The sequence below is a fragment of the Bacillus sp. Marseille-P3661 genome (genome assembly GCF_900240995.1).
Taxonomy (GTDB): Bacteria; Bacillota; Bacilli; order Bacillales; family Bacillaceae_J; genus OESV01.
The window spans coordinates 1,356,934-1,383,233 of sequence record NZ_LT965953.1 but is presented as its reverse complement, the minus strand read 5'-3'; the positions used below and the strand labels follow the sequence as shown (position 1 = coordinate 1,383,233).

General features: G+C 32.5%; 14 protein-coding genes. 6 read left to right on the top strand and 8 right to left on the bottom strand.

From position 1 onward, the window contains the following. Positions 1 to 9: 9 nt before the first annotated feature. From dndE to dndB, 4 genes are read right to left on the bottom strand one after another with little or no spacing between them, the layout of a single operon-like run. Positions 10 to 381, bottom strand: coding sequence for a DNA sulfur modification protein DndE (dndE, locus tag C1724_RS06495; RefSeq protein WP_102345893.1), 372 nt, complete (start codon positions 379 to 381; stop codon positions 10 to 12). Then, positions 378 to 2,363 carry a DNA sulfur modification protein DndD gene (gene dndD, locus C1724_RS06490; protein ID WP_102345892.1) on the bottom strand — a complete coding sequence of 662 codons (1,986 nt, stop codon included), beginning with the start codon at positions 2,361 to 2,363 and terminating at the stop codon, positions 378 to 380. The genes dndE and dndD (C1724_RS06490) overlap by 4 nt, the downstream gene beginning before the upstream one ends. A 23-nt stretch (positions 2,364 to 2,386) precedes the next feature. Continuing rightward, a complete protein-coding gene (gene dndC / locus C1724_RS06485) occupies positions 2,387 to 3,979 on the bottom strand; it encodes a DNA phosphorothioation system sulfurtransferase DndC (protein WP_102345891.1) in 1,593 nt (530 codons plus the stop codon). A gap of 1 nt (position 3,980) precedes the next feature. Next, entirely contained in the window at positions 3,981 to 5,078 is a 1,098-nt protein-coding gene (gene dndB, locus C1724_RS06480; protein WP_102345890.1) for a DNA sulfur modification protein DndB, read from the bottom strand. Positions 5,079 to 5,282: 204 nt separating this feature from the next. Here dndB and dptF point away from each other — a divergent pair, with 204 nt between their 5' ends. From dptF to dptH, 3 genes are read left to right on the top strand one after another with little or no spacing between them, the layout of a single operon-like run. Beyond that, positions 5,283 to 7,592: a DNA phosphorothioation-dependent restriction protein DptF gene (gene dptF / locus C1724_RS06475; RefSeq protein WP_102345889.1), complete on the top strand. Its 2,310-nt coding sequence runs from the start codon at positions 5,283 to 5,285 to the stop codon at positions 7,590 to 7,592. 6 nt (positions 7,593 to 7,598) lie between these two features. Continuing rightward, positions 7,599 to 9,005, top strand: coding sequence for a DNA phosphorothioation-dependent restriction protein DptG (gene dptG / locus C1724_RS06470; protein ID WP_102345888.1), 1,407 nt, complete (start codon positions 7,599 to 7,601; stop codon positions 9,003 to 9,005). Further along, on the top strand, positions 8,986 to 14,286 hold the full coding sequence (gene dptH, locus C1724_RS06465; protein ID WP_102345887.1) for a DNA phosphorothioation-dependent restriction protein DptH: 5,301 nt from the start codon (positions 8,986 to 8,988) through the stop codon (positions 14,284 to 14,286). The genes dptG and dptH overlap by 20 nt, the downstream gene beginning before the upstream one ends. A gap of 128 nt (positions 14,287 to 14,414) precedes the next feature. Here the strand turns inward: dptH and C1724_RS06460 are convergent, their stop codons facing one another. The 4 genes from C1724_RS06460 to C1724_RS06445 form a co-directional block, all read right to left on the bottom strand. Further along, positions 14,415 to 15,767, bottom strand: coding sequence for an IS1182 family transposase (locus C1724_RS06460; protein ID WP_180994148.1), 1,353 nt, complete (start codon positions 15,765 to 15,767; stop codon positions 14,415 to 14,417). A 129-nt stretch (positions 15,768 to 15,896) separates the two neighbouring features. After that, complete coding sequence (locus C1724_RS06455) at positions 15,897 to 16,265, bottom strand: hypothetical protein (protein ID WP_102345886.1); 369 nt, start codon at positions 16,263 to 16,265, stop codon at positions 15,897 to 15,899. A gap of 4 nt (positions 16,266 to 16,269) precedes the next feature. Beyond that, entirely contained in the window at positions 16,270 to 18,285 is a 2,016-nt protein-coding gene (gene dndD, locus C1724_RS06450; RefSeq protein WP_102345885.1) for a DNA sulfur modification protein DndD, read from the bottom strand. Positions 18,286 to 18,299: 14 nt separating this feature from the next. After that, complete coding sequence (locus C1724_RS06445) at positions 18,300 to 18,485, bottom strand: DNA modification system-associated small protein (protein WP_102345884.1); 186 nt, start codon at positions 18,483 to 18,485, stop codon at positions 18,300 to 18,302. A 1,170-nt stretch (positions 18,486 to 19,655) separates the two neighbouring features. On the opposite strand from C1724_RS06445, the gene C1724_RS06440 reads away from it, so the two are divergent. Genes C1724_RS06440 through C1724_RS06430 form a run of 3 tightly spaced genes read left to right on the top strand, consistent with a single transcriptional unit; the run spans position 19,656 to position 26,181 of the window. Beyond that, complete coding sequence (locus tag C1724_RS06440; RefSeq protein WP_102345883.1) at positions 19,656 to 22,847, top strand: UvrD-helicase domain-containing protein; 3,192 nt, start codon at positions 19,656 to 19,658, stop codon at positions 22,845 to 22,847. 17 nt (positions 22,848 to 22,864) lie between these two features. Next, the gene (locus tag C1724_RS06435; protein WP_102345882.1) at positions 22,865 to 25,582 is read left to right on the top strand and encodes a hypothetical protein; all 2,718 of its coding nucleotides are present in this window, start codon (positions 22,865 to 22,867) and stop codon (positions 25,580 to 25,582) included. Then, positions 25,579 to 26,181 (top strand): hypothetical protein, encoded by a 603-nt coding sequence (locus C1724_RS06430; protein WP_102345881.1) that lies wholly within the window; start codon positions 25,579 to 25,581, stop codon positions 26,179 to 26,181. The genes C1724_RS06435 and C1724_RS06430 overlap by 4 nt, the downstream gene beginning before the upstream one ends. Positions 26,182 to 26,300 lie beyond the last annotated feature (119 nt).

Here is a 26,300-nt window from a genome sequence, read left to right as displayed (position 1 = left end):
AATATCACCCTAATTTATCATTTTTAATAGATTTTGAAGTAATTTTTCGTAATTACCGGCATGTTTATATTCATTTTCAAGTAAAACAATACCTCGTTCTAAGTGTGCATTAAAAAGATCTGGAAAGTATTCTTCGTCCGTAATATTTCTTTTTGAATGTTGTCTAATTAATGCTTTATAAATGTAATCATTTTCCCCAGTCATCGCATTTCGATGAATATCCACACCGCCTTTATTCTCTACTAAATTTGGTATGGAAGGTTCCCTTAATGATAGGGCTAGAGAAATTCTAGAAATTATATTCCAAGTAAGTCCTGTGGCAGATTGAAGGGAGACTAACTTTTCCCCAGTTTCCTTAGATGTTTTTAATCGGAAATTCATAAACTCAACTCCATATTTTTAAAAGGGAAATACTCGTTTAAGATTCGAGTTTCCTTTCTTTCAACATTAAACTCTAGCATATACTCTTTTGCAACATGATCTTTTAATATTCTGTAATGGTCTTCATCAATTTCAGTATCTGTCGATAAAATAATAGCTTGTCTTCCGCAGTTTGGTATGAACTCTCTTAATACTGCAGCTTTATGGGTTCGGTCTAATCGGCCTAATAATGTATCGAAGATGAAGGGAACTTTTCTGCCAGAACATTTGAAGATCGCCCAAATTATCGAGATTAATAAAATTTCTTTTTCACCTGCAGATAGGGTAGATTTTTCTATAGGATCTTTTTGGGAGTCCAATAGAATCACATCATAGTTAGCTGGATTAATAATAATAGTAGAAACATAGTTGTGTTTTCTGAAAATTTTCTTTAGCATAATGGATGCTTCTATTTGAACTTGTTTTAATTTTTTCTTAAGTTGGATTTCTCTAAAGCGCCTACTAAGCGCAATTATTTTTTGAGACTCCAAGAATGAACTTTTCGTTTTGTCGTTATCTCTTAGTGTACTCTGTATTTTATTAATAGAGTTCATAGTATTTTCGAACTCGGTTTTCAATTGTTCTAAAAGTATCTCTTGTTGGCTTAGCTCAGCATCTAAACGGTGTAGAGTGAGTTGGATATGTTCCATTCGCTCAATCATACTGCTAAATTCATTAGTTGTATCGTTTACTTTTAGTCGTTCTCTAAGTTCTTGAAGTTCATTTAGCTTATTCTTGTTCTCTGTAATAACATTTATTACCTCTTGATCCAAACCACTTTCAACCTTTAAGTACATATTTTCAATTAAGCTACTTTCGGAAAAAGAAGCACCATGTATTTGAGCGATCTCCTCTTCAGGTTTTAATAAATCTAATAATTTTTCTTTCATTATATTACTTTCATCTGTTCCGATCTCACTATTAAGAGAATATAAGATCTCCTGTATCTTTTCGGTCGTAAGCTTTGTATCCAGTTGCTTATAAAGCTGCATAGACTCTTCATTTTGGATCTGTTCTCTGGTTTGTCCAAGCAATTCTTTTGTTAAGTAAAATGGTAATAGATTTGAGACAAATTCCTTTATTTTCTCCAAGTTTTGCTTTCGGTAAACTTCAATATGATTCATTTCGGTTATGATTTCATCACGTTCAGACTTTACTAGACCACCATATCTTTCAAAGTCATTTCTTAGCTGATGATATTCACCAGATAAATCTTCCTTCTGTTGATTTAGTTCTTTTATTTGTAACTCGGTGTGATAAATCTTTCGTCTTGTATTTTTTTCATTGGTGTTTAAATCATATAATTCTTGTTCAAGTGAGTTTAATTTTTTTGAGTCAATGTCTTGAGTTGAATAATTTTCTAGATCCATTTCAAGCGTTTCAAATAGGTCTAGATTAAAGACAACCTTTGAAAGATTTTTTAGGTAGTCGGAAAGTAGGTCCTCATTGACAATTCTAGCTATTTCCTCACCATCAAATAAACATAAATCTAATAATTGAGGAGGCATGATTTCTTTTAATTTTGATTGAAATAGTTCTTTATCATACTCAGTAAGGTGTTTACCATTAGCAATTAGTTCAAAATTTTCTTTTATGTTTTGATCATTTGTATGCCAATGCCGATGTAATATATAATCAATTTTCTCGAAGTTATCGACTAGAGAAAATTCTAATTTTATTCTAAAATTGTTTTCGCAATTTTTTTTAGCATTATGGTTTAAGATGCTTTTTACTCGTTTGAAGTAGTCTGCATTTTCGGTTTTATATCCATAACCGTATGAACCAAATAATCCTAACTTAATAGCATTTAATAATGTTGTTTTTCCTGCACCATTTTCGCCGCCAATTAAAATTACATTACTATTGTTCTCAGTGCGAAAGTCGAAGGAGTTAACCCCTTTATAAGCTCCGATGTTAGTTAATTGAATTTCATTAATAATCATTGTATAACCCTCATTTTCTACTTTTATAAATGTAGATAATCTTGTTTTAGCGCTTTGCTAATTTCGTCCAATAAACCTCTTCTAACTTTATACCCTGAGTAGCTTTTTTCGATTGAAACTAACTTCTTTAGAACATTAAAATCGACCTTAAATTCGTCTGCTAATAATTCAAGGTCAGAAATTTGGTCTTTATCGAAAAGTGGGCGGTCGTCTATTTCCCAATCAATTGAATAGCCCATAATTTCTTCAAAAATAGTAGGGATTTGATCCTCCCAATCACCATTTTTAAACCAAATTTTACGGATTTCTTTTAATTCTTCTATACTAATTAATTCATGATGGGGGTCATCTGGATGTTTTAGGTCTTTTTGAACCTTTAGGAGCTCAATTAGCATTTCTTTACGTGTTTCCATTGTAAAAGGTCCTAAACCAAGTTGTGCGTGTTTTGTAATAATTTGCCCATCTAATGTTTCCTCTTCATATGTCACTAATAACATCTGATCTTCTGGCGCACTTAAATCGATATTGTGTTTAGTAACATGGTCTTTAAAATTTTCTCTTTTTACAACTGTATAATCAGCTAAAGGCACTGACTGTTTTGGCCTGCCAGCTTTTTTTGGAATTAGCACATGAGGTTTCCCGTCTATTTCCTCAATTTGTATATCTTTATAATAAACTTGGCCGTTCATTCTGTACTTCATTCGTCTGCTACGATCATCTCTAATTGACGTTAACCAATTTCGATAATTTAACAATGGTTTTAGCCAATCATGTCCACTATGAATAAAACCACTTAAAGCTTTATCTTCATTAACAACTGTACAAACCCAACAACCAAAACGACTATTCCCACATGAACCGGCACTTTCTTTTATTGTTTTATCAACAACGAGAGGACATTCTCCGCTATTGGAATCTTGATAAAGTCGATTGAGTTCATGATTGTCATCACCCCATGGTGACGGGTGATTTAAAAGGTAGTACCAAACATCATCTAAGGTAAAACTTCTGATAGGAGCATAGACATAGGCATTTGTTAAAGTTGAATGGCGCATAAAAGTCTTTCCATCTACAGAATGAGAACGAATAACATTTCCGCGTGTTTGACTTTCATCTTCACGAACTCCTAGAACCATAATAACTTCTCCGAACGACGACACCTTATCCATAATAAATTGATTCGCCGGATCTATTTTTAATCGATCTGTGCACCATCTGAATTTTTGGTTTGGGGTGGGATAGCCTTTGCCAATGATATTTACCCAAAAAGAATTCTCATAAACAGGTTTAACTTTGTGAGTTTCAAAGGGTAAGTCTCTGTTTAAAGCTTCGTCCTGAATTCTTCTTAAAGTTTTATTAATAGAATTTATGATTAAGGGCGTTTCTACTAATGTATCAGAAGAAATTACATAAACCTTTTTATGTAATTCTTCATTAGGCATCTCACTTAGGGCTTCAAAGACAAGTTGAACTACTACTGTAGAATCTTTTCCGCCACTATAACCTACTACCCACGGGCGATCATCAAGTTTATATGCTTTTTTTATCTGCTCTTTTGCTTCATCTACGAAACTCATATTCTTATTAAGTAGATTACTAATGATGCCATTTTCCATATTAAACTACTCCTTTAAAATATTTATCTTCCAGTGCTTGCTCCGATTCTGTCAAAGGTAACCCTATTAACTGTTTGATTCTATTAGAGGTTAGTTGAATTGTATAGGTAGTTTTTTGGATCCGTCCATTTTGGTTAAAGGAGCGACCAAGCCAATCATTTGTATTACTTCTATTCCAGTCAATTTTTGATAGTTTTTCAATATAATAGATCCAATCTATTTGATGGTAATTCCTTAAATAATAGCCGACTAATCCAACTGCTTCAATAAATACACCATGCCCGACAATGAAATTTGCTCGTAATTCCCGTGTTGTTAATTCTTTTTTAAAGACCAAATCCCATTCTACAATAGTTTCGCACAAGACACGCCAAAATTCTCGTAGAAATTCATCATCTTCTAGAGTGATTTCGTCGCCTTTACTTTTCCCTAATAATTTGAGATTTGTATTAAAAATATGATTTAAGGCTAGTATTTTTGGAGAATTTTTGGATAAAGACACCCTTTCTTTATCTGTATATCTATTTAGTAAAGGAACTGTTGATATTATGTCCTTTGTTAGTAAAGCTAATCGATCACGATGGTCATAAAGAATTCCAATTGATGATGTAGTATTAACCGCGTGCCGATTTAAATCAGAAAATATTTGCTGAGATTTTCGTAGACCCTCATCGTGAAAAAATACAACAGAGATTGTTTCGTTGCCAAGTTCAGGTGAAATCTTTAAAGCTTCCTCAATAGCAGCTCGTCTATGTTGGCCGTCATTTATTAAAAATCTAGCGTCTAGAGCAATTCTTAATTGCCCCAAATCTTTTGAGGTAGGTTCGCTATTAAATGGATAGAATTGAATATCACCATCAATTGATGCTGTAATAGATGAAAAAACATAATCATTCTGGTTTTCTACAATATAATTTGTCATTTCCGGTATTCTAGCTTTATTTAGAATTCTTTGTGCTCTATGTTCGGGTGGGATTTCTTCCTCATCAAATAGAAATATTTTAGGAATAATTCGTAAAGGGCACATAGCAACAAAATACTCTTTGCCTGCTTGAATCCCTCTGATAGCTGGAAAATTATAACTAAAAGTTGCGTCCATATCTAAACCTCCTGATTACGTACGTAAATTGTTAATTTGATTATAATTGTTTTTTTTATGATATACAACTAAAAAGCCGAACTATTATTCGTTTTATAAGTAATCAAATTAATTGACAAATTTCGATATCGCCTTATTTATTAAATAGAGGGGAAATATGGTAATATTAAATAATAAGTATAATAAATCGGAGATGATTAAGAAGTGAGTTCGGAATACTTTTTAGGTTTCTTAGAGGAAATCAATCCAATAGCTGCTCAAAATGCTAAAAAGATGGAAGAGCTTTTATTCCATGATCCAAGCAGCTCTATTGTAAAAGCTAGATTATTTGCTGAAGCTATTTTAAATGATGTTTTTAAACAAGAAAATATAGATCCTCCATACTTAACAACTTTATTTGACAAGATATCATTCCTATCAAGGGAAGGTTATATTATACCAGAAATGCAACAATCGTTAGACACGATCCGTATGTCTGGAAACAAAGCTGCTCATGATGGAGAGTTTAATGATATTACGGTAGCTTTTAAATTGCATAAAGAAATGTATAAGATTGGGGTATGGTTTTATGAAGTTTATTCACTTGAACAACTTAAAGTCCCTGTTTATGAAACACCAAAACCACCTCAGAAGGAAAATATTCAGGAAATCGTGAAAAAGCAAATACTAGAAATATTGGGTGCAGGACGTTTTGAACATGACGCCAATGTTAGTCAAGAAGACCAAGTGAATAATAATTATAATGAAGAAAAGCAAAAGATTATTAATATAGATGATGAAAAAATTGAACCATTCAATATTCTTACAAAGGATCTTGGTACTGGTGAAAGTTACTTGCTAAGAGAATTAGGGAGACTTAAGGATTCCTCCCAAGAAGCGATTGAAAATGCAAGTCAGTTTAGTGCTTTTAAGAATTACTTACACGTAGATCGGAAAATTCAATTAGATCTAGAATTAATACTTAACCAAAATAAAGATAGACAGAAAGGTAATTTAATACTTCTGTGTGGGAGTGTAGGGGATGGGAAATCACATCTTTTAGCATATCTTGCTGAGAAAAAGCCGGAGTTATTAGCGAGCTACACCATTTTTAATGATGCTACCGAAAGCTTTTCACCTAATAAAAATGCTATGGAGACTTTAGAAGAGGTTCTACAGGATTTTTCGGATCAAAAAATAAAAGGATCTACTGAGAAAGTGATTCTTGCTATTAATATGGGTGTCCTACACAATTTTATCAATACTCAACACAAAGAGTTTTCGTATAAACAGTTAGAAGAATTTATACACCAAAGTGACCTGTTTTCACAAAATATTACTACACATTTTAGCGATAGTGTTTTTGATTTATTAAGTTTTGGAGATTATCATTCGTTTGAACTTACTGAAAAAGGTCCAACATCAAGCTTTTATTTGTCTTTATTACAAAGAGTGTTTAACTCTTCTGACCAAAACCCTTTTTATCTAGCATTCAAGGAAGACCAAAATAGTCAGATCCATACGATGGTACACGAAAATTATAAATTGTTACAAAATCCTTTTGTCCAAGAACAAATTGTTCAATTAATTATTCAAACGATTATTAAGAAAAAACTAGTTATTTCTGCTCGGGCCTTTCTAAACTTTGTAGCGGATTTGGTTATTCCGGATAATGTAACTAATCGTACACTAATGTCTGAGTTTGAAGTACTTAAGTTTTCATTACCTAATTTATTATTTAATCGAAAAGATCGATCACCTATATTGCAAGCAATGAGTCAGCTTGACCCAATCCACAAAAGATCTATCTTTATTGATCAGTTAGTAGTTGAGTTGAATACTCTTAATGAATGGGACTTGGTTATAGATCAGTATATAAAAGATCAAACTCCAAAAAAGTGGTTAACACCGTTTGTTTCCAAGGATAGCTTGACAGAACACTCGTTTAATTTGTTTTTTGAGTCTTTCATTAGAATCACTTTCTTAACAAATAAGGATTTTGCAATTAACATTAGTGATCGTAGTTACATAGCCTTTTTACAAAACCTTTATTATTTTAATACCGGAGACAGAAGAAAAATAAAAGCGTTTTATGATGAAATCAAAACGGCTATTTTTAAATGGAAGGGAAGTCCAAAAAAGGAGTATATTTATTTAAATAAACCTTCTGAAAAATATCGTTTATCACAAAAATTAAGCTTACGTCCGACAATAGACCATTTAAAACCAAACACAAATGATGTTTTGGAATCTTTTAAATCATCTATTGTACTTGGATATCATGGTGGTAATAGTGATGATAAAATCTTTTTAGATATCGATTATCCATTATATTTGTTATTAACAAGAGTAAGGGATGGGTATAGACCCAATAAAAAAGACGAAGAAGATGCGATTAGGTTCGTTGAATTTATTGAAAAAATAATGGCTTTTGGGGAAAAGAAACAGGAATTACTTGTTCATTTTCCTAAGGATAATCGCTTTTATATGATTAAGCGTGATGATTTCGGAGCTTTTGTATTTGAAAGGGAGTAATAGCTGATGGTTCGAACGTTGGATCGAGAGTACTTAAATGAACTTTTTACAAAAAAAACAAATCACGATACTGGAAAAACTTTAGATGTTCTACCATTCACCTCGCAAACGGGAGCAATTAGAGATAAATTTCATAAAGTAATGGGGGAATATGTTAGGAACATTTGTCAACTAAAGTATGACGAAAAATCTTTGGGTAATAGGGAGTTTTATGTATCATCAAAAGAAAATGAATTAAGTGAATATATTGCAAGCAATGTTGAATTTAATAACGATGATGAAATGTATGATTTTACCAGGTTTTTAGATCAATATTTATTTAGTCAGGATGAAATTAAACCGATCCATCCATTTTTATTTAATTATATGAGCATTAAAGTAGATAAGGATAAATTGGAAAATGAATTAAAAAAATACGGTCAATTCTTAAATGAAGTTTTTGGTAAAAACAATTCAGAAATAACATCTATTTTTACTACTAAGGATTCCGAAGATATATTAACTGAGCTGATATTAAGTAAAATGGATGCATTAAAGGAAACTAAAGTAAAAAGTGTTCAGTATCAGCCATTACTTAACTCTTTTAGCGAGCTTTATAAAGAAGACCTTATATATTTAAGTAAGTATAAAGACTATTTTTTAGCGTCATTTCCATTGCTTACACATTACTATGTCTTTATGTATGCTTGTCAATTGTTACTAAAATTTGAGCAATATACTGAATCGGATTTCAATAAAGTTCATCCCCTTTATTTTGCACTTGAGTGGGAGTCAATAAGTAAACGAAGAAAAGCTGCTGACGAACTAGAGGGATTTAAATTTATTAAAGAAAAGTCAATTAACCTTTTTAGACATATACATACGATCTCTCATTTAAGTCATAATTCATTAAATGAAGATAATAAGGCTGGAATAAGTTTTATGCCCTATAGTGAGCTTTATGACAGAATTAAAGCAAAGGGCAATGAATATGAACAAGAGTTCTTAAAAGAACTTAAACAATGGATTCAAGATTATTCTATATATAAGAAGGTTAACGTAGTAGATCATTCTGAGGACCTTCCTGCCGCATTTAGAGTCTTGTTTACTTGTTTAAAGGAAGGTATGAGTGCTAATGTTTGTAAAAAATATGGTGAAAATATTGAGGATTTAGGTGCAAACCAATTTATTAAAACTAGAGGCAGTTTAGGCCAGGTGCTTAACGTAAAACATGAATTTTTACTGTTACTAACAGCTGTCTCGGTAAAGGATAAACGCATACCTTTAAATGAATTATTTAAAGAATACGAAAAAAGAGGAATTAAATTTGATCGTTACTCCAAAAAAGAGATTATAAAATTATTTGATAATCTAAATATCTTAGATAAAAAAAGTGATAGTGGTGATGCTCAGTATGTCAAGCCAATTCTATAATTATATATCTTCCTTATTAGTCGATTATTTCAGACAGATCGAGCTAAAACAAGGTGATCGTTTTTATCTTCAACTTGATAGTGAATCTGATGTTGAAGAGTTAGTAAAAGCGTTAGAAAGTATTGAAGGAATAAATACATTTAAATATAAGCATGAGCTAGGTGAGGAATATACAACATTTTATATTCCTTTTAGAAACATAAAACTTGTCATAGCTCATACTTCTGAATATGTCAAACCAGATTTCCTCGTTACTTTACGAAACTTAGTTGGAGAGCAAAAAGGAGTTTGGGAAAGTACGGCATTAGTAAGTATTGTTTCGGAACAATTGGACTCAATTCAAGGAGGTAGTAGTGATTTACAAAAAGAGGGAATGCCTTTACACCCCTCCTCCCTATTTACTAATTTAAAAAATGATATTGAAAATAGTGTGTTGGAAAAGGTTGACCAAATTATTCTATTAGATAATCTAGAGAACTTAATGAAAGAACAATCAATTCAACAAATAACATTCTTTGAATTTGAAGATATATTTACGACACTACAAAAAGGGTCAATTGAAGATGCTGAATATCATAAATTTGGACTTTTTAAAGATCCAGATTTAGCAAAATTTAAAGGTAAAGATCAAAAAGAACGTTTAAAAGAAAATAGAGAGTTTTATGATTACGTTAGAAAAGTTCATGATTTCGGTTTGGAAGAAGAAGAGTTAGAAAAGAGATTCTCGCCTGATGGAGCAAAGGAATTGATAGCAGAGAATTGGCGAGAAGTATTGTTTCCAAAGGTTCATAAATTTAACGAGGACTTTAAAAAGTTAAATAAAAAGAAAAAAGTGGATTATACTTCTTTAAAAGCAAAGGATAAATTATCAATTTGGGACAAACCGTATAGGGAGACTGCAGCGGGGCGAAGAAAGAGACATATTGTAATTTTTAACCCTGAACAAAAAGAAGAGGTTGAGTTGCAAATTTCTTTTAGTCTAAGTGGGAATGACAAAAGTTTATCTTCGGATTTCCTAAAAGTAGCGAAGATATATAATGAGAGTCTAGAAGTTGATGTGAAATTAACAAATATTGGGGCAAAAATTTTTACAAAAAAAGATAAACCAACATTTGTTAAATTAGCATATAAACATGATAACAAAGCATCATTAGGGGCTGAATTCTATATTGCAGTCTTACCATTGGACCCTATATATTTAGACCGTTATCGGTCTATGTATATTGTAGATCCAACTAATAACTTTATTGCGCTTTATTTTGAAAACGATGAATTAAGTTTTGGAAATGGCATTGGGGTAAAGAAAGTAGAGGTTTCTGAGGATAATATGCTAGTTTCAGTTTTAGAAGACGAGAGGTTAATTCTCACTCCGCTGCCTGAAGCGTTTAATGATAATGATGAATTAAAGATTAAGATTCAATTTCAAACTGCTACTATTCCTCTTCTTTTAAAAAATGAATTACCAGAATCTATGCCAATCACTGGCCAACGATTATGGAAACTTATAAGAGAAACGAATACAGATGTTCAGTGGATTAGAGAAAATAATCGATTAATACTTGAAAATCGAGAGTTTTATTTTCATTCAGAATATCGCGACTTCTTTGAATGGGAAGATTATTGGGTTGAAAATGGTATAAAAAGCGCTAGATACGAAGCTGAAATACTACACCCAGAAGATATAAAATTAAGTGATGATCTAAAAGAGGCTTATAGTCGATTTATTACATATTTTAAAATTAAAAACTCAATACCTAGTTTATGTACTATAACAGAGGATCTAAAGAAACGAGCAATTGATCTTATTAATGAATATCAAAAAGAAATAAAAAGCTTTAAAAATGGGAATCCAGCAGGACGAAAGGGTAGAGACTTATTCAAACTTGGAACTATTCAATCTAATGGTATTGTATATTTTACTCCTTTTCATCCAATAATGATTGCGTTTAAACTCAAACTATATGAATTATTAGGTACAGAGGAAGTCGATAACAGTATTTTAAATCGGCTGAATCCAGATGCCCTGGTTCCATTTCTTTATGACGAGAATGAGGATTTGTATAAACCTGACCACCAACAAGCTGCTATAGATTGGTTAACGTTTAAACATGTAAATAAAGTCTCTGTCTCAGATGCAAATCTTTATTTAGCAAAAGTTGTAAATGATAAACTTACACAATTTAAAGACCATTTTTCATATTTATTTATTGAAAAGTCTCAGGCTCCTTTGCAAATAAACATTATTAATATTTCAAATGATTTAGAGGTTATTCGCGGGATTTTCTTATGGATGTTAAAAGAACTAGATCATGAAGGACCTGAAAAAATAAAACCTGTAGAAGTTACACTATATAAAGAAGAAAACTCAGAAAGTTCGTTTGATTTATATGCTCGTACAGAAACGGTATCACAGTTTGAAGAATTATTCGATATTAAATTAAATTCAAAGGAGCTGGATGGAGAAGATATCCTAAGAATCATAAGAGAAAAATTGTTTTTTTACAAACAAGAACCTAGTGCTGAGTTAAGATATGCTCACATCTCTTTTTATAAGATGCATGCCCAAGAGCATCATGCCGTTCAACCTATAAAAGAGATGACTTCCGGACTAACTATTGACGGACTGTATTCTAGCGTACCTTCAATGAAAGATGAGGAAAATTATAAAAGTGGCTTTGGTACAAAAGCATATTGTGTGGAAGGAGAAAATAATTACTTAACTAGCACAGCATATAATGTTAATGAACTAGCAGCCAATTTAAGAAATGGTGGAAATGACAGTTATCGAAAAGGTGAAGCTATTTTCTCACGGACAACTACTGCAGATGAAGAAACGTTAGAAAGAATATTCAGTTCGTCTTACTGGGTTACTTTTATTGATCCACTTATTGATTTGGAATTCTTCAACAGCTATGACGGGAATCTAGTCGTTATTCATTATAGTGATCAATATTCTTCATCTAGTCGTTATGATGCCATAACGGTGACAGATAAATCACACCAATACTATGCAGTTATTAAGGAATTTCTAAAACTGAAAGATGTTAAGGGTTCCGATAAAAATGTCCAAAATACCATTAAAGCTTTCAACACATTTAACGGTGAATGGCTTTTAAAAATTATTGGGAGTAAAGGTCATTATGACCGAGAAAAGTTAAGTATTATTTCAGCAATTAAATATTCCGTTTCTTATTTTGATCATCCAGATATTTTATGGGTTCCGATTTCACTTGAGGAAATTCTTCGTGTTGCCGGGGCAGTGAGCCTGAATAAATCTGAAGGTATATTCACGGCAAAAAACCTTGGCGTAAAAGGGAGTCACAGCGATGATTTGCTGTTAATTGGTTTAGAGTATAACAATGATCAAATATCACTTTACTTTTATCCAATCGAAGTGAAAATTGGAATTAATAAAGGAGAAGTATTAGAGAAGGCAAGAGTGCAGGTAAAGAAGACAAAACATTTATTTGTAGATGTATTAACTGGTGAAAGTGGAGAGTTTTTTACTGGAAAGTTTTATCGGAATTTCTTTGCCCAATTACTGCTAGCTAACGCTCAGAAAATTGATCAAAGTGAATTCTGGAATGATAAAGAATACAAACTTTCTGATGAAATTATTGAAAAACTATTGAAAGATGACTATCAAGTTTCAGACAATTTAAAACCATATATTGGTGACGGGGCGATATTATCATTTCAGAAAGATGCTTATCATAGAAGTGCTCATTTGGAGGATGATATTCTTCTCCTTAACCTTACAGAAAGAGACGGATATGAAGGATTGGTAACACCGATTGAAGAAATGAGACAATGGATTCAAGAAGAACCAAATGATTTTATAAAAGAAGATATGCTTTCGTACATGTATAAAGCAGGAAATAACAATCAGAAGTTACCAAATTACCAAGAACCAATTCACACAGGAATACAAAAAGAATCGTATAAATTGAATAATGGTATAGAATTGGTACCGGAACCAAATATCGAGGGAGAGACTCTTTCTAAATCGCCAACAGTTACAGGGGAAACAACTATAAATAAGTTCGATTATAATGATTCATCTGATATCATTAGGGAAGATGATAAGGTTACAATCCAAATTACAGATGAAAGTCTAGAGCAAAATGAAGAAAGCAGTAAGACTCTCGGATGGGCAGCGTTAGAAAAAATAAGAATAAGATTAGGTAGGGCTGAAAATTCTAACCGAGAAATATTTTGGGAATATGGTAACAAAGGACTTGCAAATCGTCACCTATTGATTTCAGGTAAGTCCGGGCAAGGAAAAACCTATTTTATGCAATGCTTGCTATTAGAAAAATCAAAGCTTGGTATTCCTAGCATAGTAATTGACTATACCGAAGGTTTTTTACCTAATCAGCTAGAACCAGAATTTGTTCAATACTTAGGCGATAAACTTAAGCATAAAATTGTTTACAGTGAAAAGCTACCGATTAATCCATTTCAAAAGAATGCTCGTGATATTGGGGGAATTAATCTACCAGAGTCAAATACAGATGTAGCCGAAAGAATTAAAAGTGTATTTGCGGCTGTTTATAAATCCTTAGGAATTCAACAACAAAATGCTATTTATGAAGCTGTGTTCAAAGGTTTAGAATTATATGATGATCAAATGAATTTAATTAAATTAAAGGAATTGCTTGAGGAAGATGGATCTAATTATGCCAAAACTGCTTTATCACAAATAAGACCGTTAATAGATCGCAATCCTTTTAGTGAAAATCAATCAATCAAATGGAATGATATTGTGGATAGTAATGGGGAAATTCATATCATTCAATTAACAGGTTTCCCGAGGGATGTACAATTAATGATCACTGAGTTTATTCTTTGGGATTTATGGAATTATTCAGTTCAAAATGGTAATAAGAATAAACCAATGCCTGTGATTATGGATGAAGCCCAGAATCTAGATCATACCGAAAAATCACCATCAGCAAGAATATTGCAGGAAGGTCGAAAATTTGGATGGTCAGCATGGTATGCAACTCAATTTTTGAAAGCGCAATTAGATTCAGATGAGTTAGCTAGATTGCAAATGGCTTCTCAAAAGGTCTACTTTTCACCACCAGAGCAGGAATTATCGAATATTGCTGCTAGTTTGGCTAAAGACAATCAAGAAAAGAAACTTTGGGAAAATAAACTTGCTTCATTGAGAAAAGGGCAGTGTATAGTCCATGGCCCAATTAAAAATGAAAATGGGGAATTATCACAACCTACTGTTTTGGTAGTAGATATAATACCACTATCAGAAAGAATATAAAAAAACCCACCTTGGTGGGTTTCAGAGTGTAGAGAAAGGGGTATTTTTTCTCTACACTCTTTTTTGTTTAATGAAAATTAACCTAATATAAATATGAGATAGAATAAGAAAATATCACTCCCAACCACCTAGCCAAGTTTCGCCAGATGGTTGGCAATCTTTTTCATATTCTGGCAAGCTGCTGTAAGTAGCACTTGCTCACTTGCATTTTTAATTCCTCGTAACCGGCAGTAGCGAAGCCCATGCAGTTCTTTTGAATCTGCAAAGCTTCGCTCTACGGTTTCTTTTCTATATTTATAAAGAATTTTTCCTCCTGAAGATAATCGGTTAAGTCTCACCTTCTCTTTATGTTCTTCCCAAACATGTCGGGTGACCACTTTTTGCTTATTTTTTGACCGTGTACATTGTTGTAGGAGAGGGCAATTTGTACATTTTTTAGAGTCGGATTTATATTCACGATATCCTTCCCTTGTTGTGGTACGATAATTTAATTGTTCACCATTGGGACAGACATATACATCTGTATCCGCATCATATGTAAATTTCCACTTTTGAAAAAGTCCTCTTGTCGGTTGATATCTTCTGTGGGCAATTACACCAAAGATCTCACGATCAAATAATCCCTTACATATTGGATTTGTTAAGTATCCAGAATCTAGTGCCACCGCTTCTACGTTAAAATCAAATCGTGAGATTTGACGATCTAATCGCTTGAGATAAGGAACTGAATCATGGACATTACCGGGAGTTACAAAGGCATCTGTTATAATATTGTATTTAATATCGGTTGTACGGTGGTCTAGATAACAGAACATTTCTTGCTTATTATCACGTGACATAAATCCACAATCCGGATCAGTTGTACTCTTCCGGATTTCTTTCGTTTCATTCACCTCCTCTTTTTCCTTTAGAGGCTTTTTTCCATATTTTACTCGATCTTCCTCAATGGCTTTATTTAATTCCTCTACATATTCACGTGTCTCCACTTCAACTTCTTCTTTTATGAATTTATGCTTATTTGCATTTGCCTTTAAATGAGTTGAATCAGTAAACAAGACTCTCCCACCAACCATTTTGTGATTAATGGCTTGCATAACACTTTCATCAAAGATCTCTTGAAAAATGTCAGTATCTTTAAAACGCATTCGACGGTTCCAACTTATAGTGGAGTGGTGTGGCACTGGATCAGTTAATTTAAGACCAAGAAACCAGCGGTAAGCAATGTTCATTTGTATTTCACGTTCAAGTTGTCTTTCTGAACGGATACCGTAAATATAACCAATAAACATCATCTTAAATAAAATAAGTGGATCCAACGAAGGACGTCCATTATCTTCGCAATAGTACGGTCGAACTCTTTCTGGAATAAATGAAAAGTCTATGTACTTATCGATTTTTCTTAATAGATGATCTTCAGGGACAAGGTCTTCCATAGATACAAATTCAACTTCGTTTTGAGTATTTTTTCTAGTGTTAAACATACTAATCACCATCCTATCTATATTACCTATATTATACCAAATTAACGCGGTGAATTGTTAAAGTTAATGATGAAAAAAATAGACTGTCGAGGGTTTCTCGACAGCCTGAAACCCACCTTGGTGGGTTTTTTATAATATTACAAGTCTGAAATCTTCGATTGAATTTTTATTTTCAAAGTCTTGCTTTAATCTTCTTAATCCTTTTTCAATAAATGCTAACATGTGCTTGTGAAGCTGATCCTCGTCTAAAGAAGAGGATACTTCATTAATGATTAAATGTTTGAAAAGTAAAAACTCTTTATCCTTGATGATATTGTCTGGGATCGTCCACTTATTCTTTCCACCTGGGTAATCTTCAGTTACTGGACCATCTGAAACTGCTATTCCTTTGGAGAGTGCAATTTTAACAGCCATAGGTCTCTCAACTTCTAGCGTATCAGCGATCATATCCAAAATTTGTTTTCCTTCCTCCGAAAGAGTCATTCTCCGATTTGCCATTTCATCACCCTTTAATAAAGTTGAAATATCCGTCACGAATAATCGTATATTTCTTTGTTTCATCATAATCTAGCATATATTGTTTATAGGAATGTTCTTCCATAACTTTGACATATTCTTCAGTAATCTCAGTATCAGTAGATAAGATAATAACTTGATCACTGAGCTCTTTATAATAAAAATTAATTAATCGGTTTCGATGGTAACTATCCAATCGACCAAGAGGTGTATCAATCACCATTGGTAAAGATAGGTCAGACGCTTTTGTTAAGGCCCAAATTAAAGCAGAAGAAATCATTTGCATTTCACCAGCGGAGCGATCTTGAATGCTAATCTCCTGCATACGATCATTGTACAAACGAATTGTGTAAGTCTCTATATCAAATTCAATCTTTCCGAATTCATCTTGCTTCCTAAAAAGCTTTTGTAACATAGATGAAAATTCTTCTTTTATATAAGTAGCTTTCATCTTGGTCATTTCAGTAACATACTGAGTCATTGCCTTAATAGTTTGCTCTACTTGTATATTACGCTCTTGGAGCTCTTCTAGGTTTTCATCTTGACCTGATAATCTGGTTAATTTATTTAATAAACTCGTTTTTTCATCTAGCGCTGCGTTTAACTTCTTTGTGAGTGTTTTATATTTTAAATTGATTTCACCTAATTTTTTTACTAATATATCAATTTTGTTGTTTTCATCATCGATATTAACAGCTTCAGGTGCATTACGAATTTTTACTTCTAGATCTTTTAAATCTTGTTCTAATTTATCAATCCTATTAATTAAGTTTGAAATTTGGCTTTTATCTTTTGGTGAAATTGTTGTTAAATATGTGTAATCATTGTTTGATATGTCATGGATTTCTTTTGTATCATTGGGTATCGTATTTCTTATCTTGTTTTCTTTTATCCAAATTTCTTCACCTAACTGTTTAATTTGCGATAGTTGCTCGGAAGATAAGGGTGGATCAATATCCTTATTCAGTAACTGATCCATAAAATTTCTATAGGGTGTCAAAGAAGCAGTTTGTAAGATCCTCTTATGACTTAATTCATTTTCAAGTTTAAGTTGTTTTTTTAAGTTCAAGATTTTATTACGCAGAATAATATTAAGCATATTGTGTTGTAAAAAATCATGTAACTCTTTTTTTGCATGTTCAATCTCAGTGGCAGTGCGGGATTGTTGCTTAACTATTGCTTCTCGTGATTTTGAATTTTGTGAAATTTTTTGATTGCGTTCTTGTTTTGCATCACTTATTAGTTTTTCGTATTTACGAACTTCGGAAGACAGTTTGTCTTTTCTGACTTCAAGTGTTTTAATTGTTCCATTAATTTCGTCCAACTCAGTCTCAATGTTTTTTAATTTAATTTGGCTAACTGATCGTGCCAATTTATTTTCGATAGAACTTTTAAGTGAACGAAGATCGATTAACATTTGCTTATAAGCGTCCATTCCGGTAATTTTATGGATTGCTTCTTTCATTTCTTCACTATTTTGCCGTAGCACAATATCCTTGATTTCCTCACCATCAAAAATAAAGAATGGTGCAGCGTGATAGGGGATAATTTTATCGATTAGTTTGTTATAAGCTTCAATATTATCAATTCGTGCATGTTTTGAGTGTGTTGCATTTGGCTTTCTGACATAAAGTTCCCGTTCTTCGTGGCTAACTCTTTTTAAATGGTCAAAATACCATTTCACTTTTAAGTTCCATTCTTCACCTTTGTCAGTTTCTATAACTAACGAAACAGAACAGTTTCTGCCCCCTTCATCATAGAATGTATTGTTAATAACGTTTGAAAACACCCGTTTATGTTCCTGTTCCGTCATTCCACGTTTACCAAAAAGAACATAGGTTATAGCCTTAAGAATAGTGGTTTTCCCTGCTCCGTTTAATCCACCTAGTAAAATGAGGTTTTTTCCTTTTTCCTCTCTAATCTCTTTAGGTATATATAAGTTAACTTCTTGAACACCATAATACGTTTTAAAATTATCAAATATAAGTTTTTTTAATAACATGAACAATCACCTTGCTAATTATTTTTTGAAAAATAGTCAATTAACTCTTGATATTCATTAATGCGGTTACCTTGACTAACATTTTCATATGAGAATTTTTCAGAGGCACGGATAATCTCACGTGCCAACTTTAAAGAGATATTATTTTGATTGCAAACTTTTGCTAATAATTCAATTTCTCTTTTTTTAATTTCTTTCATATCTTACACCCTTTATTGAATCGGTAATTTATTTTAGTAAAAAATATATATTATTTTAATTTTAACATATAAAAGAAATAAAATTCCTATAGAAAAAAACAATTGTGCATTATGTGACATAATATTGAAAAGAATTTCCGCATTAGTTGGTTGGAAATTGTCAGTTTTTCTGCTTTTCGAGGAAATAACTAAGTAATAATTGTAACTATTGCTCTGCCATTTTATTAGTTGTCAAAGTGAACGCTGAATTTTAGAAATAACACTGTCGGATTAAACTCTGTGCCACACCCAAAAAAAGTTAGGCAAATCTTTAATGCATGATTCAAATTGAAACAAATAAATCAAGAAGCAAGCAAGTTCTTTAGTGCTGTTTTTTTAACTCTCCTAATAGTCACAATTAAAAAGTTACATTCATAAAGGTTCTACTAATGGCTTGATAAGGGTTTCATTGAATAATTAGTAAAATTTACAGAGGATTCGTAATTTCAATTCGCTTAGGATATGAAAAGTGTTATAAGTGAAATGCCACCTTTATCCACTCAACTTCTGTTAAAACAAATACTTAGTAACTCACCATTATGGGATAATGTGTTATCCATGCCACATTGAATCAAGCTTGACCAAAGTCCCAACAAACTTCACTAGGTCAATAGACCTGTCCCTCGTTCCATAGTATAATGGTACATAATTTGTATTATAGAAGAATATTTTTTAAACGTAACTTTTATGCACAGGGTAACTTTATGAGCGTTCTGTAAGGGTTGGTAAACGAACCATTTCCGTATCCATATGTCCTTGTCCTAGTGAGTGATAAAAAGTGTGGGGTTCCATTCCAATCGAAGTACGTTTTGATTATTGTCTATAAGGCGCAATACCTTTCACCTATATAGTTAAAGTATTATCTTTACTTACGAAGTCATTATCTAACAATCTAATGTTTCTATCTGATCATAATCAACGTATTTTTAACTTGAGTAGCTGGCCTAGCGAAGCAAAAATTGATATTGTGGGCCGTTAATTATTAATTTGTCTAATATGTTACTAACAAGTGTATAAGAGGTTTATCGATATCGACAATGAAGTAAAGCAGTAGAGTGACTGAAAATACTGTCTCGAGAAGAGCAAGAGAAAAAATTGACTATTACCTGTGTCTTATAAGGGGGATGTATTTTGGCGATTATTTATCCTAAACAACCAGATTTTAAAAATGATGCAGAAGAAATTGTATATACTATAATAAAGCATACTTTACCAGCTGACTATATTTGTTACTTTAATTATCAAGTGAACCATCACCGCTTTGATATTGCCCTGCTTGTTCCAGATAAAGGAATTGCGGTAATAGAGGTGAAAGGGTGGACAGGCGAACACTTAACCGTAGAAGACAATAATAGTATTTTATTCCAGCCATTATCAGGGATGGAAACCTCAGAAAACTCACCGTTATACCAGGCTGAGCGATATCAATATAATTTAGTTAACTTAGTTCAAAAAAAATTGAATAAAAACTTCCTGGTAATCCCTATGGTCTGCTATCCAAATATGCAAGAAAAAACCTTTGCTAAAAAGCGGATGGACATAGTTTCTTCAATTGAACAAACAATTGTAAAAGAGGATATGTTGGACGGTGAAAAATTAAAAAATAAAATTCTGTCCTTATTTCAGAGTATAAATGAAAAGAAGTCCACAGATAAGTTCCATTTTCAACATATGCTTGAATTCAGAAGACTATTTGAAACAGATGAGCAAATTAATGCATCGTTACCTAAATTAATCAAAAAAGAACAATCGAAAAAAGATGTAGATTCTAAAAGGAAAATTTACTCATTATTGCGTTATATCTCTGAAGATGTAAACGAAGAAGAGATGTTAAAATACTTTAAGAAATGGATAAATGGTACTAAACTCTATTTTATTTCAAGAAAAAGAGAGCTACTAAACAAATTTAAATCAAACTTTGAAAAATATATGAAGGAACAGAAAATCGATCCAAGGTTTCTATTTGATGAAACCGAAATAACGGATAACTGCATTCGTACATTTAATTTTCAAATCGCTTATATTAATGAACGGCCACACTCCTCTTTTGAGATTTTTAATGGCGATGCAGAGGAAGTAGCGAAATATGAAGAACGTTTAAATGCTTTTCATAACAATAGTGAATTTAACAAGGATCAATATTTAATTGAACATGCTCCTATCAATACAAACATAAATATTAAAGCGGGTGCCGGTACAGGAAAAACGTATTCGATGGTATCTAGAATTAACTTTCTGATTTATGAGCATGGGTTAACGGCTGACCAGTTAAAAGAAGCAATTGTACTTATTACCTTTACAAATGAAGCTGCGATGAATATGAAGAAACGCCTTCAAGAAAATTTTAAAAACTATTTTCTTTTAACACGAAATCGTGAATTTTTTGAAATGATTGAAATTATTAGTGATATGAACATTTCTACCATTCACTCATTAGCAAAACGCATTCTACAAAACTATGCCTCGAAGATTGGTCTTGGTAAAAAGTTTCGCATTGTTACAGGAAAGTATGAACGTACTAAGTTTATTGAAGATGTTCTAGATGATTATATTAATCAAGAGTTAGAAGGTGACCCACAATTACTTGCTGACTTGAATACGAGTACGTATCATTTGCGAAAACGATTAAAGCAGTTTCTTGACAAATTAGACAATAAAAATGTAGATCTTGTAAATGATACTTTAACATTTGGGAACTCTAGCAATGAGGAGCTAGACCACTTAATACAAAAGGTATTAAAGAAGGCAGAAAATCACTTAGTGGATTATTTTAATAACCAAAACCTACTAAGGTTAAAAGATTTAATGGTTCGCATTAAAACTATTATGCTAGACCCTGAACGGTTCGCTTCACTAAAGGCGGAAACAGAAGTATTTAAAAACAGAGTGAAGTATGTGTTTGTCGATGAGTTCCAAGATACGGACGATGTTCAAATAAAACTATTAAAACAATTTCAAACCCTACTAAACTATAAGTTTTTCTGTGTTGGAGACATTAAGCAATGTATTTACCGCTTTAGGGGTGCGGAATCAAGAGCGTTTGATCAACTAGTAGGAGATACGAAGAATTGGGGGATTTCCTACCATTTAGCAAAGAACTATCGCTCAGACAAATATTTATTAGAGAGATTTGAAAGCATCTTTCAACAATGGGGTAAAGGGAAACATCCGAAACTTCAATACGGAAAAGAGGATACGCTTACAAGTCATATTAATAAAAATGAGAATTCTAATGACTTTTTCCGAGGGTTCGATCTTACTAATGAAAAAGAACTGGAAGATCACCTCGTCACCTTACTTAATAACGAGATAGAGAAGCTAAATGCAAAAGGGTCAATTGGTATTTTGGTTCGTGAAAATAGTGATGTAGAGAAAATTAAGCAAATTGGCTTAAAGCGAAAAGACTTAAATGGATACATCGAAACTGATGTTGGCGGGAACTTATTTCAGCTAGATTCTACATTAGATTTCTACAAATTAGTACTTGCATTACGAAATCCTTATTCTGCTCGTCATCTATACAATTTGTATTCAACAGCCTACATTAAAACAGAATTTCCATACGAAAGGGCTTATGAAAATAAAAAAAATACATCTCAATTAGTAGATTTATTTTACAAGAATCCTCCTATTAAGGGGTGGAACGACTATATAATGCAACTAAAATACAAACCCGTTTTATCTGTATTACGTACTATTCTAACCGATATTGACCCTTGGAAAAATTATGCTCAACAGCTGGATCTTTCAAATGCAGCAAAAGGTCACAATTTACGGCTATATAAATATAACCTCGATCTCTTATTTGAGAAATTGTCCACTATCTCGGAGAGTGAATATATAACAATTAATTTAATCGAGCAATATTTAAAAATTATGATACTAACAAAACAAAATGTAGAAAATAGACAAGATGTCGAAGTTGATCCAAATCAAAAGCGTATTTATTGTATGACGATTCATAAGTCAAAGGGACTTGAATTTGATACAGTCATTATTCCGTATACCAATCGTGATATCGAAAATGTTCGTAAAGGTGGAGATGTTGAAGTACTTGTTTTAGAAAATAACGAGGTAGGCTATTCAATAAGGTTTGAATCGGATGAACGGAATAACAGGAACCGATTTAACTATGTTGAAAATGAAAACTTCATAAAAGAGGTAACAAAAGAAAAACGTGAAAAAATAAATGAGGAAACAAGAATCCTTTATGTTGCAATGACAAGAGCAAAGAAGAATTTTTTTTATTATAACTTCCCAAAGGGAGACTACAATACGAGAAACTTAACTTGGTATAAGCTAGTTAACGAGTGTAGAGATTAACAGAAAGGGTTATTTAGATGAATAAAATCTATACGTACGCAGACCCGTTTGCGTTAAAGGAGACTTTCTTTTGGGAAGAAATAAAAGATTCCCCAAACCTTTGTGTTTCACAAACATTAGTAAACGGATTAAAAGCTGCACATGGAAGAGATAACTTCTTATTTATAAGCACAATAGATAACTTTTTGAAGGATTTTTATGAAATCTGGGTTGACAATCCAGAAAATGAAATCAAACAATATTTGTCTTTAAGTGAAGAAATTATTACTATTCCGAACAAGAAACTACAAAAGTCACTTAAGTTTAATCAAAGAGAGGTCATGCAAGCGCTGAAGTTTCTAATTGAGCTTGAGGTCGAGGCAAATGGATTTGATGAATCTCAATGTACAGAAGAACAACAAGTCTTTTTAACTATATATAAAAATTTACTTCCAAAAGATGAATGGGGCAAGTTGAAAAAGATCGAAGACAAAGATCAAGAAAGTGTGTTAGAAAGTGTAGAATGCTTGTTAATTAAAGAAGAAAAAAAGGTAAAAGAACAGAAACAAAAGTTTAAACAGGAGGCTACTATTAAAGAGCAAGCACCTAATGTAGTTGGGAATCGGAGTGCGCGTAGAAGAGCAACCACTTCTAGTGAACGTCAATTGATAGAGCTAGAAAAAGAGCTTCAGCATATAAATAAGATTAAAGAGATGATTCTTAAACCTACTTATACAGTAGACAAGATTGTTATTCATGGGGTACACCAATTCACTCCTTTATTGCTTAAGTTTATTAAACATTTAAACCAAAATAACATCTCTGTGATCTTTGTGTTTCATTATATGGAGCAATATGAGCAAACCTTCGCTACCTGGAAAAGGGTCTATAGCTGGACAGGGATCGATTTCGAAAGTGATCCAACGCTTTCTGTTCCAATTAAGGAGAAATCTTTAGGAAAAGCGATTGGAGATTTAATAGATGGAAAACGAACAAATAGCAATGTGGAAGGGATGGAACTTATCAAATTTGATAACATAACATCTTTTTCAGATCACGTCTCACACATTTATAAAAATGCTAAGGGGCCGAAGAAACTTGCAAATATGGCAGAACACTTCTATGCACCAAATAATAGTCAAGTTCATGAATTATTGAAAATGTACCACCCTGAGCAATTTGGAAATAAGCACTTTTTAGCGTATCCAATTGGACAGTATATTTTAGGTCTATACAATATGTGGGACGCAGATAAAAAGATGTTAATTATTAATGAAAGAAGTCTTAGAGAATGTCTGTCTATAAATATTGTTAATTCAAAAGAAGGAAAGTCCCCTTTACAAATCTATAATAAAATAGCGTTGTTTTTTAAGGACTTACAGAATATCGATCAATTTTTGAAGAGGCTTGATCGTTTAATTAAAGTGGTTGGTGTGATAGAGGAAGGAAAAGAGTGGTTTATAGCGAGACTCAGGGGTTTTTCATTCTATCATTGTTCATCTAGTGAATTGAAATATTTTCAAAAAGTGATATCGGACTTATTTACGATTGCTAATCATTTATTTGGTGAAAATACAAATGGATATGTCAATTACCAAGACCATTTTAAAAGGTTAGTTAAATTAATTTCAACAAACTTTGGGGCTGAGGTTTCCGATGAGGAAAATGAAATACTTGCTTTGCTAGAGGAACGTTTATCCAGGGTTGACCAATTACAAGTAGAAGGAAGTATAGAAGATTTAAAGGAAACGATTCATTTTTATCTAAATCGTCCACAAGATGAAGATGATGCGAATTGGATTGTGAAAAACTTTGAACAACTAGAAGGGGACTTGTTAGTAGAAAAGTCGAAACCTAAAAACCGAACTGCTCTTTCAAATTTCCATCTTAGTATATTATCTGATCAAAAAATGAAAGTCCCTATAAAAGATCTTTTGCCTTGGCCGTTAAATAGTAACTTCTTTAATGCGTACAATGGCTATTTAGAGGAACTCGATACCGTGTTTACATGTAAAAAGGAATATTCCCGATTTATTAGTTACGCCTTCTTTAATGTGAACTATTTTTCCAATGATAAGTTGCTTTTGAGCTTTATAGAAAATAGTGAAGGGGAAAAGGAAACCCCATACTTTTTACTAGACATGGTTGGAGTAAAGGTTAAGAATGAACCTTCTCCAAGAATGGGTGTAAACACAGGGAAAAGGGAACAAGGCAATAATGGAATAGATATTCAATTAAATGAAGTAAATGAAGCGCGTAGCATTTCATTATGTGAGTATCGATATGTTCACGACTATTTACTCGAAGATGATAATTATTTTGAAAATGAGTATCATTGTAAGCTGTATTATCGAGCGATCTTAGTAGAGTGGATTATGCGTGAAAGCAATAAAAGGAATGTAGACCCTAGTAGTCTAGTAGCGGAAGAAAATAAGAACCTGCGAGAGTTTTTTCCATTTTGGAAAGATATAGATTTTTATGATATGGAACAATGGGTTCGAAATGATGTAAATCGAACCCCAGATGACGAGTACCTGCAGTTTAGAGTCCAGTTTTTATATCGAAAACTAACAGATGAGGATGGGGATGATCTATTACGCCCTGCCTGGGAATATGATAGTAGGCACTTTTCAAACGAACAAAAAAAATTTGGTAATAAGTCTTTGCGTAAATTAGATACACACCCATTGCTTTGTCAGTATTGTAAGGTTCGAGACGTGTGTCTTCATCACTTTACAACGGAGGGAGAAAATTGAGTCAATTATTAACAATTGCGATTTCAGAAATGGATCCTCATAAATATAAGGTGATCACGTATGACTTGAATGAAGGGGATTATAAATCCTTGAATATTGAAAAGAGAGATTTCTTTAAAAATGAGAAACCTGTTTGGGATATGTTTGCCGTAACAGAAGCAGATGTAATTCCTGACAGGGGAGAGTTGTTCAAGGTGGTAGGTGAGCCAACCTTCATACAAAACAAAACACCTGAAGAAATGACAGCTTTATTTGAGAAATTACAAATCTCTGCAAGGCGTTTTTATTCCAACTCAAATATCCGTTATGGTGTAGTGAAAATTGGTTCAGTTGACAGATTGAATCCACCTGAAAAAAATAACCGTATTAAACAAAGAGTTGATTTTACATCAAAAGGATTTGAACGTACAGGTGTGTTAATAAAGGATTATCAGTGGCTTACCTATTGGGAAAAGTTACATGAGGAACAATGGGAAGAAAAGCTAAACCATTGGCTAGCATATTTTAATAAACCTGAGGTAAATGTTTACGTTGTGATGTATTGTCATCATTTTAAGAGGAATTTTAATCGCTGGATCTCAGGGTTTCATTGTTTATAAAATTAGGAGCATTCCTGTAATGAAGAAATTTGAGGGTTGAACAAAAAAAGAGCCCCTTGGTATGATACGAGGTGTCCACAGCTGATCAGCACTAAGGACCCTTAATTTAAGTAACCAAG